We start from the raw sequence: 15,802 nt of genomic DNA on the forward strand, positions 1-15,802 counted from the left end.
GCCCGTGCCGCCTCAGCGGTGCGAGGTGTACTCCACCACCTGCTGGAAGGTGGGCCGGTTCTGCCAGCCGATCCGGCCGTGCTTGATGCCGCCCAGGGTGCGCTGGACGATCGAGTCGGCGCACCACTGGTCGCCCGCCGAGCACTGGTCATCGCCCGGGTAGACCTGCGCGGCGGTCAGGCCGGCCGCCTGCTTCAGCGTGTCGATCAGCGTGTCCCGGCAGGCGGTGAGGCTGCCGCCGCCGCAGTAGGTGCGTCCGAGACCGCCCCGCACGTTCTCCCCGAGCACCGCCCGTATGTCCTTGTCGACATAGCTCCACCAGCCGTACTGGAAGGCGCTGCCGGCGTGCGAGCCGGTCGGGCCGTGTCCGGCGGACGGGGCCTCGTCGACGGGCAGGTTGTGGGTGATCGCGGTGTACAGGTCACTGCCGAGCCCCGGTTCGAACTCGGCCTTGACCAGCAGCGGCCACCAGCCGTCCAGGATGCGGACGGCGTCGGCGTTCGCGTACGCCTTGGAACCGGCCGAGGTCTCGGTACGCCTGCCGCCCGCGCTCGACCACGCCTTGAGCTTGGCCACCGCCGCGGCGGCCGTGGGGTCGCTCACGGCCGAGGAGTCGATCACCTTGAGCAGGTCGGGCAGCACGTCCTCGGCGCGCAGGTCGGCGAGGGCCGCGTCCGCCATGGCCTGCACCAGCTGGGCGCGGGTCACCCCGCCGGCCGCGACGAGCCTCCTCACCCGGTCGTCGAGCAGGTTGCCGCGGTGCACGGAGCCGTCGCCCCAGGACGCCGTCGTGTAGTCCTTGGCCTGCTTGTTGTTCCAGGAGACGTAGTAGTCCTGGTCGACCGAGTTCGGGTGGGCGGAGGCCGGAGTGTAGTCGGCCGTGTTGCCGGCCGGGTCCCAGTTGCGCCACTCGTACGCGGGCCGCGCCCACACCGGGAACTCGGCGTCGACTCCGTCCGCCCGGACCGGGTTGTCGCCGCTGTTGTAGTAGGCGGTGTGCTGGGAGTCGGCGTAGAACCAGTTGAAGGTGTAGTTGATGTGCTGCGCCGCGCTCTGGAAGTCCTGCGGCCCCTTGACGTAGTCGGGGTCGTTCAGCATCTGGAAGCCGATGATCGAGTCGGCCTCGTGCAGATAGGAGGAGCGCAGGGTGGTGTAGGCGACCTTCGTGCCGCCGACGGTGGCCCGGTACGCCACCGGTCCGTACTTCGTGCGCCACGCCCGCATGGTGTACGAGCCGGCCGCGGTGCCGTCGGCCGTGGTCGGTTTCCAGGCGTTCTTCTGCTCGATCTTCTCCATCGCGGTGCAGGTGCCGCGGTACAGGTAGTGGTAGTCGTCCTGGCACAGCTCGACGGCGTAGGTGTCGATGATGTCCTGGCCGGAGGTGGTCGCGCTCCAGGAGTAGTCCTGGCTGCGGCCGAGTTCGACGTACATGCTCAGCCCCGCGAAGGAGGCGCCGCGGGCGCTGATGCCGGGTCCCTGGATCTCCTGGAGCATGAGCAGCTGCGGGGCGAAGTAGCCGGTCTGCGGGCCGAAGACGGCGATGGGGTGTCCGCTCGCGGTGGACTTGCCGCTGACCACGAGGGCGTTGGACATGCCGCGCCGGGCCGAGCCGAGCGAGGTCCTGCCGGCCGTGGCGGACATGCTCTTCGCGCTCGCGCTCGCGCCGGTGCCGGTGCGGTCGTGGACGAGCGGCTCCTGGACGACCGAACCGGCGTCGGGCAGGGCCGCGCCCCGGGCGTCGGCGGGCTTGGCGCCGTACGGGAAGCTCTCGCCGCCGTGCACGGTGAGGACGGCCTCGGGGTCGTTGCGCTCGCGGAAGGCCTCCCAGACGCGGGTGCCCTCCTCGACGCCGTACTTGGCCTGGGCGGCCATCAGGGAGAGGGCGTTGTCGACCTCGCCGCCGCCGCCGGAGCCGAACAGCGAGCCGATCACGGAGGCGAGCGCCACCAGGTCGGTGACCTTGAAGTGCTCGATCGTGCCGGCATTGGTGATGACGTCCTTGTGGCCCGTCAGGTCGTACTCGCCGGGGAAGTAGCGGCCGCTGTCGGAGGCGTCGATGTAGGCGTTGATGCCGTCCAGATAGGCCTTGACGTCGGCGAGCGCCTGCTGGCCGCGGGCGCCGTTCTTCGCCACCGCGTTGTCGATCTGCGCCTGGAGGTCGGCCTCGGTGTAGGGGGCGTTCCGGTAGAACTGCTGCTCCAGGCCCTGGTTGGCGGCCGCGCCGCCCGCGAACGAGGTCAGCCGGCCGCGGCCGACGTGCCGGAAGACGTCCATCAGCCACAGCCGGTCCTCGCCGGCCGCGTATCCCGCGCCGAACTCGGTGCCGTAGCGGGTGGTACCGGTGATGTGCGGCACACCGGTCTTCTTGTCGCGGACGATCGTCACGTCGCCGCGGCCGGCCGGCTTCTCGGTGGAGGCGACCTGGTCCGCGGGGACGCCGAAGGAGGCGTCGTCGAAGAACGTGTTGATCTTCGCGTCGGTGAGGGCCGGGTAGCCCGTGGCGAGTCCCGCGTACGGTCCGAGCTGGTCCTCGGCGTGCGCGGGCTGGGTGCCGAAGGCCTGGTTGAGCAGGATCTGCGCGAGGGTCGCGTTGCCGTTCTCACCGGGCGGCAGGATGTCCGAGCACCGGCCGCCGCAGTAGTCGGGGGCGGCGGCCGCGCCGGCCGCCGCCGCGGGGGCCTGGCCGAGCGGGGAAAGAAGTGCGGCTGTCAGGACGCATACGGACGCCGTCTTCAGGAACCCGAAGAGACGGTGGGACGTTCTCACTCTGTCAAGGGCGTTACGTGGGGTTCGCCGTGGCATGGCAGCTCCTAGCGACAGGGGTGGCCGAACGTTACCGCCGGTATCCCCCAGTTCAAAGATGAACATGCGTCAGTTTTTGAAGTCCGGCAAGCAGAACCCGAGAAGAGATGGAGCCGATTCGCCTGTCGATACGTCTACTCGACGACGTCCTTGCGACGACGCCGAAGTGACCGAAGTGCAGGTGCAGGTGTGACGGAGGTGCAGGGCGATGGCCGGTTTCCGGAGTCTGGCGAGACAGGTACGCGATCCGGGCTGTGATCTGGCACTGCGGCGGTACTCACTGCGCAAGTGCCTCGAGAAGTTCGCCCCTTACGGGCATCGGGCGACCTGGGACCATCTGTGCTCCCGGTCGGGCTTCGGCCCCGAGGACCGCTCCCCCGAACCGGTGCGGCTCGTGGCCGCGCTGGAGGAGTTGGAGGAGGCCCGTTCGGTCTGGCTCGCGTACGAGACGGAGTTCACCGAGCGGCGCAGGAAGGAGAAGCACGACGGGCTGCGCAGGCCGGGCAGCGTGGACGACTGGCACCGGCTGACCTGGGGCGGATTCGGGGTCGCGTGGTGCGACGACCCGCGGGTCCACCCCGACGAGCCGCTGGCCGAGGTGCTGCGCAGGCTGATCGCGGCGCTGAAGCGGGCCCCGGGCTCCTCCTGCCCGGTGTGCGACGGACAGCGCCTGGTCTGGCGGTACGGCCTCGACCACGAGCCGTCGTCCGGACCGGTCTGCACGGACTGCGGGATCCTGGTGCCGCGGCCCGTGCTCACCCCGCGGGCGCTTGCGTCCTCCCGGCGTGAACGGCTGCTGATGTCGGCCTGAGGGCGGGATCCCACCGGGGGTGCGCAGGGGATGCCGCACTCCCGGCTTCGAGGCGGTCCGGGATGACCACCGGTCCGGCGGGCACCCTCGTGTCATGGTGCAGGTGTGTCTCAACGGGAGCCGGTCGGCGGCCGACGGCGCGGCGGTCCCGATGTCCCCCGGGGAGCTGGCCCGTTCGGCGGCCGACGCCGTGGCGGCCGGGGCCACGTCGGTCCACGTCCACCCGAGGACCCCGTGCGGCCACGAGAGTCTCTCCCCGCGCGTGCTCGCGCCGGCGCTGGAGGCGATCAGGGCGCGGGTGCGGGTGCCGGTCGGGGTGACCACCGGCGCGTGGGCGGAGCCCGACCCGGCGGCCCGCCTCGCGCGGGTGCGCGACTGGTCGGTGCTGCCCGACTTCGCGTCGGTCAACTGGCACGAGCCGGGTGCGGAGGACGTCGCCGGGCACCTGCTGGAGCGGGGCGTGGGGGTGGAGGCGGGCATCTGGTCGGGCACCGACGGCGCGGCCCGGTTCGCGGCGTCACCGCTCGCGCCCCGGGTGCTGCGGGTGCTGGCCGAGGTGACCGATCCCGACCCGGCGACGGCGGAAGCCTCGGCGCGCGCCCTGCTGGCCGAACTGGGCACGGCTGCCGGCCGTCCGGTGCTGCTGCACGGCGAGGAGGGCGGCACCTGGCCGGTGCTGCGGCTGGCCGGACGGCTCGGCCTGGCGACGCGCATCGGCCTGGAGGACACGCTGCTGCTGCCGGACGGCCGACGGGCCGCCTCGAACGCCGAGTTGGTGGCGGCGTGGACGGTAGCAGGCCCGAATCCGGTGGCTCCACCCGTTTCCCGTGCGGACAGTGGGGGGTGAGGAGACACACCCGACGGGCACCGACCTGCCCGCCCACCCGAGGAGTTCGCGATGTCGACGCTGCGCGTCACCGCCGAAGTGCTGACCGTCCACGACCATCCGAACGCGGACGCGCTCGAACTGGCCCAGGTGGGCCTGTACCGGGCCGTCGTCGCCAAGGGCGCGTACCGCACCGGTGAGGCCGCCGTCTACATCCCCGAGCAGGCCGTGCTCCCGGCCGGGCTGATCGAGGAACTGGGGCTGACCGGGCGGCTGGCGGGCGGCGACGCCAACCGGGTCCGGGCGGTGCGCCTGCGCGGCGAGCTGTCGCAGGGCATCGTGTGCCGGCCCAGCGCGCTGGCGGACGTCGACCTGATGCGGGCGGCGGCCGAGGGGTGGGACTTCGCGGAACGGCTGGGCATCGCCAAGTGGGTGCCGCCGATCCCGCCGACCATGAGCGGGGAGGTCGAGTCGGCGCCGGATCTGCTGCCGTGGGTCGACATCGAGAACATCCAGCGGTATCCGGACATCTTCACACCGGGCGAGCCGGTCGTCCTGACGGAGAAGCTGCACGGTTCGGCGTGCCTGCTCACCTATCTCGCCGACGAGGGGCGGGTGTACGTGTCCTCCAAGGGCTTCGGGTCCAAGTCCCTCGCGCTGCGGGAGGATCCGCGGAACCTGTACTGGCGGGCGGTGCGCGGGCACGGGGTCGTCGAGGCGGCGGCCCGGCTGGCCGAGCGGCTCGGCGCGCGCCGGGTCGGCGTCTTCGGGGAGGTCTTCGGCGCGGGGGTGCAGGACCTGTCGTACGGGGCCGACGGCCGGCGGGACACGCTCGGGTACGCGGCGTTCGACGTCTCGGCGGAGGTGGACGGCACGGTGCGCTGGCTGGACGCGGCGGAGCAGCTGGCCGGGGAGGTCCCGGTGGTGCCCCGGCTGTACGCGGGTCCGTACGACGTCACGCGGGTGCTGGAGTTCGCGAGCGGCCGGGAGACCGTGTCCGGCCGGGAACTGCACCTGCGGGAGGGCGTGGTGATCCGGCCCGCCGTGGAGCGCCACAGCCCGGTGACGGGCGGCCGCACCATAGCCAAGGCGGTGAGCCCCGCCTACCTGACGCGCAAGGGCGGCACCGAGTACGAGTGAGCACCCCGAGGGGACGCGGGGAACTGCGCGACCGGCCACGACGGCCCCGCGCCCGACGACGAAACGCCAGCCGTCCGGCCGAAGCCGCGCAGCGCAGCGCAGCGCTCAGCGGTTCTCCGCCAGCAGCCGCGAGCCCGTCAGGCGTTCGCCGAACACGTCGTCCGGGTTGGAGAGGACGCAGTTCTCCAGGGACAGGCAGCCGCAGCCGATGCAGTCGGTGAGGTGGTCGCGCAGACGGTTCAGCTGCCTGATCCGCTCGTCCAGTTCGGAGCGCCACTTCTCCGACAGCCGCGCCCAGTCCTCGCGGGTCGGCGTCCGCTCCTCGGGAAGCTCGGCCAGGGCCTCCCGGATCGTGGCCAGCGGGATGCCGACCCGCTGGGCCGCGCGGACGAAGGCGACGCGGCGCAGGGTGTCACGGCCGTACCGGCGCTGGTTTCCGGTGGTGCGGCGGCTGGCGATCAGGCCCTTGGACTCGTAGAAGTGCAGGGCGGAGACGGCAGCGCCGCTGCGCGCGGACAGCTGGCCGACGGTCAGCTCGTGGATCTTCTCGGGAATCTGGGGCACTCCGCAGAGATTACCCACCCGGCCGCCCCGGGATCCGTTGACATCGTCTCCCCACCCGACCATGCTAAGCAGTTGCTTAGAGACGCGAGCGAGAGGCCGGGAACATGGCAGAACCGAGGACCTTCACCTCCCCCGACGAGCTGAAGGCGGCCGTGGGCGAGCAGCTGGGGTACACCGACTGGGTGGAGGTCGACCAGAAGCGGATCGACCTGTTCGCCGAGGCCACCGGCGACCACCAGTGGATCCACGTGGACCCGGAGAAGGCCGCGGCGGGCCCGTTCGGCACCACGATCGCGCACGGCTACCTGACGCTCTCCCTGCTGCCGCTGTTCGGCCCGCAGCTGATCAGCGTCGAAGGCGTGCGGATGGGCGTCAACTACGGCACGAACAAGGTCCGCTTCCCCGCCCCCGTCCCCGTCGGCTCCCGGCTGCGCTCGACCGCCACGATCACCGGCGTCGAGGAGGTCGCCGGCGGTGTGCAGGTGAGCGTCGCCTTCACCGTCGAGCGCGAGGGCGGCGACAAGCCGGTCTGCGTCGCGGAGTCGGTGTCCCGGTACTACTTCTGAGGGCCTACTCGGCCCCCACCATCCGGAGCACGAGGTCGGCGTAGAGCGCGCCGACCTGCTCCGGGGTGCGCGGGCCGTTCACGGTGAACCAGCGGGCCACGTCGATGCACAGGGAGAGCACCGCGAGCGTGGTGCCCTGGACGTCCGGCACGTCGAACTCGCCCGCGGCCACGCCGTCCTCGATGATCCCGCGCACCTCGGCGTCCACCTGGCGGCGCAGCGCGACGATCTCGGCGCGGGCCTCGGGACCGAGGGCGTCGAGTTCGTACTGCACGACCCGGGCGGTGGTGCGCCGCCCCGCGTGCCAGCGGACGAAGGAGCTGACGGCGTCGGCCAGCCGCTCCCGGGCGCTGCCCTCGCGCCCCGCGGCGGTGCGCAGGATGTCGAGGGCCTTGTCGTGGCCGATGCGGCTGATCCGGTGGAGCAGCTCTTCCTTGGTCTTGTAGTGGATGTAGAGCGCGGCCGGGCTCATGCCGGCGCGGCCCGCGATGTCGCGGGTCGTCGTCGCGTGGTAGCCGCGCTCGGCGAAGGCCTCCACGGCGGCGACGAGCAGCCGCCGGGCCGCGTCCGGGGTGACCTCTTCCCACGGCTCCACTTCGCCGCCGGTCGTCTCCTCCGCCGTACTCATCGCTCGTTGGCCCCTCTCGGTCACAGGAGCACCACCATACCGCCGATGGTGAGCGAGCGCTTAGCCTGCTCGCCCGCGGGGGCCGCCGGGGCTCAGAGCTTCTCGAAGGGGTTGTAGGCCCGCCGCGCGCCGTCCTGCCGGTCGCGGATCACCTTCGCCAGGGTGAAGGCGGAGGTGACCAGGTACAGGACGGCGATGCCGAGGAAGGCCCGGACCCAGGCGTCGGCCTGGAGTTTGTAGATGCCTACGGCCGTCGCGGCCATGGCGACGGCGAAGGATGCGACGGCCTGGCCGTAGAAGGCCGCCGTGTTCTGGGACTTGTCCGCTGTCTCGCTCATGCCGTCCAGCCTCGCCGGACGTGGCCCGCGCCACATCCGCCGGAATACTCAGGCAGGTACTCAGAAGGCCGAAACCCCGGTCAGCGCACGGCCGATGAGCAGCTTCTGGATCTGGCTGGTGCCCTCGTACAGGGTCATCACACGGGCGTCGCGCAGGAGTTTGCCGACCGGGTACTCGTCGATGTAGCCGTAGCCGCCGAAGACCTGGAGGGCGTTGTTGGCGGCGCGGACGGCGGCCTCGGAGGCGAACAGCTTGGCCTTGGAGGACTCGACCGCGAAGGGCTCGCCGCGGTCGATCAGGTCGGCGACCCGCCAGGTCAGCAGCCGGGCCGCGTCGACGTCGACCGCGATGTCGCTGATCAGCTCCTGCACCAGCTGGTGGTGGGCGATCGGCCTGCCGAACTGCTCGCGCTCACCGGCGTACCCGACGGCCGCGTCCAGCGCGGCCTGGGCGATGCCGACGCAGCCCGCGGCCACCGACATGCGCCCCTTGGCGAGCGCGGACATCGCCACGGAGAAGCCCTTGCCCTCCGCGCCCAGCATCGCGGAGGCGGGCACCCGGACGTCCTCCAGGACCAGTTCGGCGGTGGCCTGGCCGCGCAGGCCGAGCTTGCCGTGCACGGTGCGGCGGGTCAGCCCGGGAGTGTCGGTGGGCACCAGGAAGGCGGACACGCCCTTGTGCCCCGGGGCGTCGGTGGAACGGGCGAAGAGCAGGACGACGTCGGCCCAGGTCCCGTTCGTGATGAACATCTTCGAGCCGTTGACGACGTACTCGTCGCCGTCGCGGACGGCCCGGGTGGTGAGGTTGCCCGCGTCGGAGCCGGTGCCCGGCTCGGTGAGGCCGAAGCAGCCCACGTACTCGCCGGCGGTCAGCCCGGGCAGCCAGCGCCGCTTCTGCTCCTCGCTCCCCCAGGCGGCGATCGTCTTGGCGACGAGGCCGAGGGAGACGGAGACGATTCCGCGGACCGACGAGTCCCCGCGCCCCAGCTCCTCGGTGACCAGGCAGTACGACAGGTGGTCGCCGCTGGAGCCGCCGTACTCCTCGGCGACGGTGAGGCCGAGGAAGCCGACCTCGCCGAGCTTCTTCACGATGCCCCGGTCGACCTCCTCGGCGCGGTCCCAGGCGACCACGTGGGGGGCGATCTCCCGTTGCACGAAGTCCCGGGCGAGCCGCCGTACGGCCGCCTGCTCCTCGTCGAGCCCCAGGTTCACCACGAGATCACCCCACACCAGATGGATCTTGAAAGCCGTACATTTAAATTAGCACTGCTAGTTTCCTGTCGCAGCCCTACTATGTGCGCCATGGCCCGACCGCGCAAGCCCCTCCTCAGCACCGACCGGATCGTCCAGACGGCACGGGAACTCGTGGACCGGGAGGGCCTGGCGGCCGTCTCCACCCGCCGGCTCGCCGCCGAGCTGGGGGTCAGCGGGCCCTCGCTCTACAACCACTTCCGCACCAAGGACGAGATCCTGGAGGCGGTCGCCGACTCGGTCAGCGGCCTGGTGGACCTGTCGATGTTCGAGGACGGCCGGGAGTGGCGGACCGCGCTGCACGACTGGGCGGTCTCCTACCGGGCCGCCCTGCGCGACCACCCGAACATCGTCCCGGTCCTCGCCCGGGGCCCGGGCCGCCGCCCCGCCGCCCTGCGGCTCGCCGACGCGGTGTACGGCGCGATGGTCGACGCGGGCTGGCCGCCGGCGCAGGCGACCTCCATCGGCGCGCTGATGCGGTACTTCATCATGGGCTCCGCGCTCGGTTCGTTCGCCGGGGGCTTCGTCGACGACGCGAGCGCGTACGATCCCGCCGACTACCCGCACCTCGGCCAGGCCCATCTGCTCTCCGAGCAGCAGGAGAAGATCGACGAGCGGGCCTTCGAGACGGGTCTGAGCGCGCTGCTCGACGGTCTGGCGCAGCAGTACGAGCAGGCACGGGAGCGTGCGTGAGCCGGCTTCCGACACTTCGGTGTGCGCCGAAGCAACGGTGCCGCATGCTGGGTCCATGACCACCAAGGACTCTGCCCGGGACGCCGCCAGGGACTCCCGGGCGGCAGCCCTCGCCGCCTTCGCCGCGCTGGTCGCGGACGAGACCCGGGCCGCCTGTCTGCTCGCGCTGCTCGACGGGCGGGCCTGGACCGCCGGGGAGCTGGCCCGGCGGGCCGGTGTCGCCGCCTCCACGCTGAGCGAGCACCTGGGCAAGCTGGTGGCCGGCGGTCTGCTCGCCGAGGAACGGCAGGGCCGGCACCGGTACGTGCGGCTGGCCGACGCGCGCGTCGCGCAGCTCGTCGAGGACCTCGTCGCGCAAGGGCCGGCCGGGGACGTCCGGCGCCCGCCCCGGACGCTGCGCGAGTCGAGCGCCGGTTCCGCCATGGCCCGGGGGCGCACCTGTTACGACCATCTCGCCGGGCGGCTCGGCATCGCGGTCACGGACGCGCTGACGCGGCGGGGGCTGCTGCGGCAGGACACGGGGTTCGCGCTGACGGACGCGGGCACGGAGTGGTTCGACGCGGCGGGCATCTCCCTCGACCGCTCGGGGCGGCGCCCCGTGGCCCGGGCGTGCCTCGACTGGACCGAGCGGCGCCCTCATCTCGCCGGCCTGGCGGGCGCGGCGCTGTGCGGGCACGCGCTGGCCGCCGGGTGGTGCGTCCGGATCGGCTCGGAGCGGGCGGTGAGGGTGACTCCGTCGGGCGAGCGGGCGCTGGGGGAGCTGTTGGGGATTCCGTCCAGTGCGTTGCGCTGACGCGGGTCTCGGCGGGGGGGAGGGGGTGCTGGGGTGCGGTGCGGTGGTGTGTCGGGTGCGGGGGCGTCGTGGCTGGTCGCGCAGTTCCCCGCGCCCCTTCGGGGTGGTGCCGTCGTACGTCCGGTGCGGGCGCGTCGTGGGCGGTCGCGCAGTTCCCCGCGCCCCTTCGGGGTGGTGCCGTCGTCGGTCGCGTGCGGGCGCGTCGTGGCTCGTCGCGCAGTTCCCCGCGCCCCTTCGGGGTGGTGCCGTCGTCGGTCGCGTGCGGGCGCGTCGTGGCTCGTCGCGCTGTTCCTCGCGCCCCTGGGGTGGTGGCGTCGTGGGCGGTCGCGATCTTCCCTGGGCCTCCGCCGATGGTGTCCTGTTCTCGGGCGGCCCGGTGGGCAGCTGTCCGATTTCCGCCAGCCCGCCGCTCGGACCCCCGCCTAGCCTCGGGAGCATGATGAAGCTCGACCGGAACCGTCCGCACATACTCGCCACCGGCGCCGCAGCCGTCACCGTCGGCCTGTGGGCCTCCGCCTTCGTGTCGATCCGGAGTGCGGGCAGCGCCTACTCCCCCGGTGCCCTGGCCCTCGGCCGGCTGGCGTCCGGCGCCCTCGCCCTGGGGATCATCTGGGCCGTACGCAGGGGAGGACTGCCGCCCAGGGCCGCCTGGCGCGGGATCCTGCTTTCCGGGCTGCTGTGGTTCGGGTTCTACATGGTCGTCCTGAACTGGGGCGAGCAGCAGGTGGACGCGGGCACGGCGGCCCTGGTCGTGAACGTCGGCCCGCTGCTGATCGCCCTGCTGGGCTCCCGGCTGCTCGGGGATCCGATGCCGCCGAGACTGCTCGCGGGCATGGCGGTGTCGTTCGCGGGCGCGGTGACCGTGGGGCTGTCGATGTCGGGCGGCGGCGGGTCCTCGCTGCTCGGTGTGGCGCTGTGCCTGCTCGCGGCCGTGGCCTACGCCTCGGGTGTCGTCGCGCAGAAGCCCGCCCTGGGCAGCGCGAGCGCGTTGCAGGTGACGACGTTCGGATGCCTGGTCGGCGCGGTGGCCTGCCTGCCGTTCGCCGGGCAGCTGGTGCACGAGGCCGCCCGCGCCCCGCTGACGGCGACCCTGAACATGGTCTACCTGGGCGTCTTCCCGACCGCACTCGCCTTCACCACCTGGGCCTACGCCCTCGCCCGCACCACCGCCAGCAGGATGGGCGCGACGACGTACGCCGTGCCCGCGCTGGTGGTGCTGATGTCGTGGCTGGCGCTCGGCGAGGTGCCGGGGGTCCTCACCCTGGCGGGCGGCGTGCTGTGCCTGGCGGGCGTGGCGGTGTCGCGGTCCCGGGCGGGCGGTGGGCCGTCGACCCGGGTCGCGGCCGGGGAGCCGCGACCCGAGAAGGTGCCCTGAGCGTCAGAAGACGACCAGCGCCCGGCCGCCCTTGCCAGCGAGCATGTTCTCGAAGGCGGCCGGGATGCCCTCCAGGCCGATGCGTTCGGTGACCAGTGCGGACAGGTCCAGGCGTCCCTCGCGCACATGGGCGGCGAGCACGGGCAGGTCGCGGGCCGGGTCGGTGTTGCCGTACACGCAGCCGGACAGGGTGCGGCCCCAGTGGAAGAGCTCCAGGGCGTTGAAGGTGACCTGCTGGTCCTTGCCGCCGATGCCGACGACCGTCGTCCGGCCGCCCCGGCGGGTGGACTCCCAGGCCGCGCGGATGCTGACGGCGCGGCCGACGCACTCCACGGAGACGTCGACGCCCTGCTTGCCGGTGAGGGAGCGGATCTCCCGCGGGGTGTTCTCGGAGGCGAGGACGTAGTCCGTGGCGCCGGCCGCGCGGGCCAGCTCCTCCTTCCCGGGCGAGACGTCGACGGCGACGATGCGGGACGCGCCGGCGATCCGGGCCGCCTGGAGGGTGGCGAGGCCGACCCCGCCGACACCGAACACGGCGACCGTCTCGCCGGGCCGGACCCGCGCCGCGTTGTGGACGGCTCCGTAACCGGTGAGGACGGCGCAGCCGAGGAGGGCGGCGTCGGTGAGCGGCACGCCCTCCGGGAGGGGCAGCACGCAGGACGCGGAGACCACGGTCTCCTCGGCGAAGGCGGCCACGTTCAGCCCGGGGTGCAGTTCGGTGCCGTCGGTGGTGCGGGCGTGGACGGCGGCGGCGCCGTTCATCGCGTTGGCGCACAGCCACACCTCGCCCAGCGCGCAGGCGTGGCAGGTGCCGCAGGAGGGGGCCCAGTTGAGGACGACGGGGTCGCCCGGGGCGAGGTGGGAGACGCCCTCCCCGACGGCGACGACCGTGCCGGCGCCCTCGTGGCCGAGGACGGCCGGGACCGGCACCCGCATGGTGCCGTTGGTCAGGGACAGGTCGGAGTGGCAGACGCCGGCGGCGGCGAGACGGACCCGGACCTGTCCGGGGCCGGGGTCCGGCAGCTCGATCCCGGTGATCTCCAGGGGGGCGCCGATGGCGGGCAGGACGGCGGCACGTACGGCCATGACGGACGGACTCCTCTTAGAACTGCAGGGACTTGGTCTGGAGGTACTCGGCGAGGCCGTGCGCGCCGAGCTCCCGGCCCACGCCCGACTGCTTGTAGCCGCCGAAGGGCGCGAGGGGGTTGAACCGGCCGCCGTTGATGTCGACCTGCCCGGTCTCCATGCGCCGGGCGAAGGCGACGGCCTCGGCCTCGTCAGCGGCCCACACGGCGCCCGCGAGGCCGTACACCGTGCCGTTGGCGATGCGCAGGGCGTCCTCCTCGTCCTCGTAGCGCAGGACGGTGAGGACCGGGCCGAAGATCTCCTCCTGGGCGACGGTCATCTCAGGGGTGACGTCGGCGAGGACCGTCGGTTCGACGAAGTAGCCCGTCTCGCGCGCGGAGCCGGGGCCGCCGGCGACGAGGCGGGCGCCCTCGGCCACGCCCTTCTCGATGTAGCCGCGCACCCGGGCCCGCTGCCCGGAGCTCACCACCGGACCGATGCGGTCGCCGTACTTCGCGGCGGCGGCCGCGGCCAGTTCGACGGCCTCGTCGTACTGATCGCGGTGGACCAGCATGCGGGTCCAGGCGCTGCACGTCTGGCCGGAGTTGGACATGACGTTGGCGACGCCGACGTTGACCGCCCTGGCGAGGTCGGCGCTCGGCAGGATCACGTTGGCGGACTTGCCGCCCAGCTCCAGGGCGACCTTCTTGACGGCACCGCCGGCCACCGCGCCGATCCGCCGGCCGACCGCCGTGGAGCCGGTGAAGGAGACCAGGTCGACGCCCGGGTGCTCGGCGAGGGCCTGGCCGGCGACCGGACCGAGGCCGGTGACCAGGTTGAACACGCCTGCCGGTACGCCCGCTTCGTGCACCGCCTCGGCGAACAGCTGGGCGGTGAGCGGGGTGTCCTCGGCGGGCTTGAGGACGACCGTGCAGCCGGCGGCGAGCGCCGGGGCGACCTTGGCGACGATCTGGTGGAGGGGGTAGTTCCACGGGGTGATCGCGCCCACCACGCCGATCGGCTCGTGCAGGACGGTGGAGTTGCCGACCTTCTCCTCGAAGGAGTGGGTGGCGGCCAGTTCGGCGTAGGAGCCGGCGACCGCGAGGGGTACGGCCGTGTGCACCGCCCGGGAGAACGGGAGCGGGGAGCCCAGTTCCGCGGTGACCGTCTCGGCGATCTCCTCCTCGCGGGCCGCGAGGGCGTCCCGGAGGGCGGCGAGACGCGCGGCCCGCTCGGCCGGCGGTGTCGCGGCCCAGGCGGGAAGGGCGGCGCGCGCGGCGCGTACGGCGGTGTCGACGTCCGCCGCGCCGCCGGCCGGGACCGTGGCGATGATCCGCTCGTCGGCCGGGTTCACGACCTCGATCTCGTCCGTGCTCGCGGCCGGGCGCCAGGCGCCGTCGATGTACAGGCCGTCGTGTGCCTTCATGCTGCGTTTCCTCCCGGCGGGGCTGCGTCGTCCGGCACACAAACTAGCGCTGTTAGTTTTCGCGCGCCAGACATCCCTTCGGCCGCCGGACGCCCCCGGAGTGGCGGGCGGGCCGGGGCGTCGGCGTCCCGGGACATCATCGCCTCCCCCGCGGGCGGTCACTCGTCCAGGTCGGGCAGCCGGTCGGGGGACGGGCAGATCCGGTCGCCGTGCTGGTCGAAGACGAAGAGGTGGGCGAGGTCCACGAGGAGGGGCACCTGCATGCCGTGCTGGAGCCGGAGGTCCGGGGTGGTGCGCACGACCAGGTCGCCCGGGAGCCGTCCCTCCGGGGGCGCGGGCTCCGGTACGGCGTCCTCGGGATGCTCCAGCACCACCACGGGACCGGCGCGCAGGGAACCGGCCCGCTCCCGCAGCCGGTCCAGCACCGTCGGGCCCTCCCGCCGGCGCCGCCGCGCGGGCCGCGGAGCGGGACGCGGGGCCTCCAGTTCGGGTACGACGGCGGGCCGCGAGCCGGTGTTGAAGTGCACGAGGACCTCGTGCCCCTGGAACTCCACGTGCTCGACCAGCCCGGTGAGCGGCACCTCTCCGGGCCGGGCGGTGCCGTGCGCGGCGATCCGCACCGCCTCCGAGCGCAGCCCGACGATGACTTCGCGGCCCTGCTGCACCCTCAGCAACTGGTGGTCCAGGGACAGGGGTTCGGGCAGGCGCAGGGCCTGCTTGCCCAGGCTGACGGTCATGGCGCCGTCCAGCGGAGCGCGGACCAGCCCGCGCAGCAGGTTGATGCGCGGGGTCCCGATGAAGGCGGCGACGAAGACGTTGCGGGGCAGGGCGTAGACCTCGCGCGGGCTGCCGACCTGCTGGAGCAGGCCGCCGCGCAGCACGGCCACCCGGTCGCCGAGGGACATCGCCTCGGCCTGGTCGTGGGTGACGTACACCGTGGTGACGCCCAGTTCGCGGGTGAGCTGGGCGATCTCGGCGCGGAGGTGGTTGCGGAGCTTGGCGTCGAGGTTGGACAGCGGCTCGTCCATCAGGAAGGCGGAGGGGTGCCGGGCGATCGCCCGGCCCATGGCGACGCGCTGCCGCTCGCCGCCGGAGAGCTGGCTGGGGAAGCGGTCGAGCAGGTCCTCGATGCCGAGCATGCGCGCCGTGGCGGTGACCCGCGGGCCGGGGTCCGCGCCGGGCGACTCGATGCGCAGCGGGAAGCCGATGTTGTCGCGGCTGGTCATGCTTGGGTAGAGGGCGAAGCTCTGGAACACCATGGCCATGTCCCGCTCGGAGGGCTGCCAGTCGTTGGCGTACTCGCCGTCGAGCAGCAGCCGGCCCTCGTCGATCTCCTCCAGGCCGGCGATCATGCGCAGCACGGTGGACTTCCCGCAGCCGGAGGGGCCGAGCAGGACCAGGAACTCGCCGGGTGCGATGTCCAGCGAGAGCCGGTCCACCACGCGCGGGCCGCGCGCGTAGGTCTTGTTCACGTCGTGCAGAGAGATGGCGCGTGTCATGGCTGCCGCCCCCGGGAGCTGTCCG

The 15,802-nt window shown here is 73.1% G+C and carries 15 protein-coding genes; 7 read left to right on the forward strand and 8 right to left on the reverse strand.

Going from position 1 to position 15,802, the window contains the following annotated elements; translation table 11 throughout:
* Positions 1 to 12: 12 nt before the first annotated feature.
* Positions 13 to 2,802, reverse strand: coding sequence for a penicillin acylase family protein (locus tag N8I86_RS09435; RefSeq protein WP_263277567.1), 2,790 nt, complete (start codon positions 2,800 to 2,802; stop codon positions 13 to 15).
* Positions 2,803 to 3,010: 208 nt separating this feature from the next.
* Between N8I86_RS09435 and N8I86_RS09440 the strand changes: the two genes are divergently transcribed.
* The 3 genes from N8I86_RS09440 to N8I86_RS09450 all read left to right on the forward strand — a co-directional run bounded on the left by N8I86_RS09440 (position 3,011) and on the right by N8I86_RS09450 (position 5,579).
* Entirely contained in the window at positions 3,011 to 3,613 is a 603-nt protein-coding gene (locus tag N8I86_RS09440) for a hypothetical protein (RefSeq protein WP_073899794.1), read from the forward strand.
* Between the two features lie 94 nt (positions 3,614 to 3,707).
* A complete protein-coding gene (locus N8I86_RS09445) occupies positions 3,708 to 4,460 on the forward strand; it encodes a 3-keto-5-aminohexanoate cleavage protein (protein ID WP_073899796.1) in 753 nt (250 codons plus the stop codon).
* A gap of 51 nt (positions 4,461 to 4,511) precedes the next feature.
* A complete protein-coding gene (locus N8I86_RS09450; RefSeq protein ID WP_263277568.1) occupies positions 4,512 to 5,579 on the forward strand; it encodes an RNA ligase (ATP) in 1,068 nt (355 codons plus the stop codon).
* A gap of 105 nt (positions 5,580 to 5,684) precedes the next feature.
* Here the strand turns inward: N8I86_RS09450 and soxR are convergent, their stop codons facing one another.
* Positions 5,685 to 6,143: a redox-sensitive transcriptional activator SoxR gene (gene soxR / locus N8I86_RS09455; RefSeq protein WP_073899800.1), complete on the reverse strand. Its 459-nt coding sequence runs from the start codon at positions 6,141 to 6,143 to the stop codon at positions 5,685 to 5,687.
* A 104-nt stretch (positions 6,144 to 6,247) separates the two neighbouring features.
* Here soxR and N8I86_RS09460 point away from each other — a divergent pair, with 104 nt between their 5' ends.
* The gene (locus N8I86_RS09460; protein WP_073899802.1) at positions 6,248 to 6,709 is read left to right on the forward strand and encodes a MaoC family dehydratase; all 462 of its coding nucleotides are present in this window, start codon (positions 6,248 to 6,250) and stop codon (positions 6,707 to 6,709) included.
* 4 nt (positions 6,710 to 6,713) lie between these two features.
* Here N8I86_RS09460 and N8I86_RS09465 read toward each other — a convergent pair whose 3' ends face one another.
* The 3 genes from N8I86_RS09465 to N8I86_RS09475 form a co-directional block, all read right to left on the reverse strand.
* A complete protein-coding gene (locus N8I86_RS09465) occupies positions 6,714 to 7,337 on the reverse strand; it encodes a TetR/AcrR family transcriptional regulator (protein WP_073899804.1) in 624 nt (207 codons plus the stop codon).
* A gap of 92 nt (positions 7,338 to 7,429) precedes the next feature.
* Positions 7,430 to 7,675: a YiaA/YiaB family inner membrane protein gene (locus tag N8I86_RS09470; protein ID WP_073899806.1), complete on the reverse strand. Its 246-nt coding sequence runs from the start codon at positions 7,673 to 7,675 to the stop codon at positions 7,430 to 7,432.
* Positions 7,676 to 7,735: 60 nt separating this feature from the next.
* The gene (locus tag N8I86_RS09475) at positions 7,736 to 8,887 is read right to left on the reverse strand and encodes an acyl-CoA dehydrogenase family protein (RefSeq protein WP_263280086.1); all 1,152 of its coding nucleotides are present in this window, start codon (positions 8,885 to 8,887) and stop codon (positions 7,736 to 7,738) included.
* 90 nt (positions 8,888 to 8,977) lie between these two features.
* On the opposite strand from N8I86_RS09475, the gene N8I86_RS09480 reads away from it, so the two are divergent.
* From N8I86_RS09480 to N8I86_RS09490, 3 genes are all read left to right on the forward strand, one after another.
* Positions 8,978 to 9,619: a TetR/AcrR family transcriptional regulator gene (locus tag N8I86_RS09480; protein ID WP_263277569.1), complete on the forward strand. Its 642-nt coding sequence runs from the start codon at positions 8,978 to 8,980 to the stop codon at positions 9,617 to 9,619.
* A gap of 55 nt (positions 9,620 to 9,674) precedes the next feature.
* Positions 9,675 to 10,412: an ArsR/SmtB family transcription factor gene (locus tag N8I86_RS09485; RefSeq protein WP_263277570.1), complete on the forward strand. Its 738-nt coding sequence runs from the start codon at positions 9,675 to 9,677 to the stop codon at positions 10,410 to 10,412.
* Between the two features lie 439 nt (positions 10,413 to 10,851).
* Positions 10,852 to 11,787 (forward strand): DMT family transporter, encoded by a 936-nt coding sequence (locus N8I86_RS09490; protein WP_404830871.1) that lies wholly within the window; start codon positions 10,852 to 10,854, stop codon positions 11,785 to 11,787.
* A gap of 3 nt (positions 11,788 to 11,790) precedes the next feature.
* Here N8I86_RS09490 and N8I86_RS09495 read toward each other — a convergent pair whose 3' ends face one another.
* The 3 genes from N8I86_RS09495 to N8I86_RS09505 all read right to left on the reverse strand — a co-directional run bounded on the left by N8I86_RS09495 (position 11,791) and on the right by N8I86_RS09505 (position 15,777).
* Positions 11,791 to 12,873 (reverse strand): Zn-dependent alcohol dehydrogenase, encoded by a 1,083-nt coding sequence (locus N8I86_RS09495; RefSeq protein WP_073899814.1) that lies wholly within the window; start codon positions 12,871 to 12,873, stop codon positions 11,791 to 11,793.
* 16 nt (positions 12,874 to 12,889) lie between these two features.
* Positions 12,890 to 14,278: an aldehyde dehydrogenase family protein gene (locus N8I86_RS09500; protein ID WP_263277572.1), complete on the reverse strand. Its 1,389-nt coding sequence runs from the start codon at positions 14,276 to 14,278 to the stop codon at positions 12,890 to 12,892.
* Positions 14,279 to 14,436: 158 nt separating this feature from the next.
* The gene (locus N8I86_RS09505) at positions 14,437 to 15,777 is read right to left on the reverse strand and encodes an ABC transporter ATP-binding protein (protein WP_073899818.1); all 1,341 of its coding nucleotides are present in this window, start codon (positions 15,775 to 15,777) and stop codon (positions 14,437 to 14,439) included.
* Positions 15,778 to 15,802 lie beyond the last annotated feature (25 nt).

The organism is Streptomyces albidicamelliae (assembly GCF_025642175.1).
GTDB lineage: Bacteria > Actinomycetota > Actinomycetes > Streptomycetales > Streptomycetaceae > Streptomyces > Streptomyces albidocamelliae.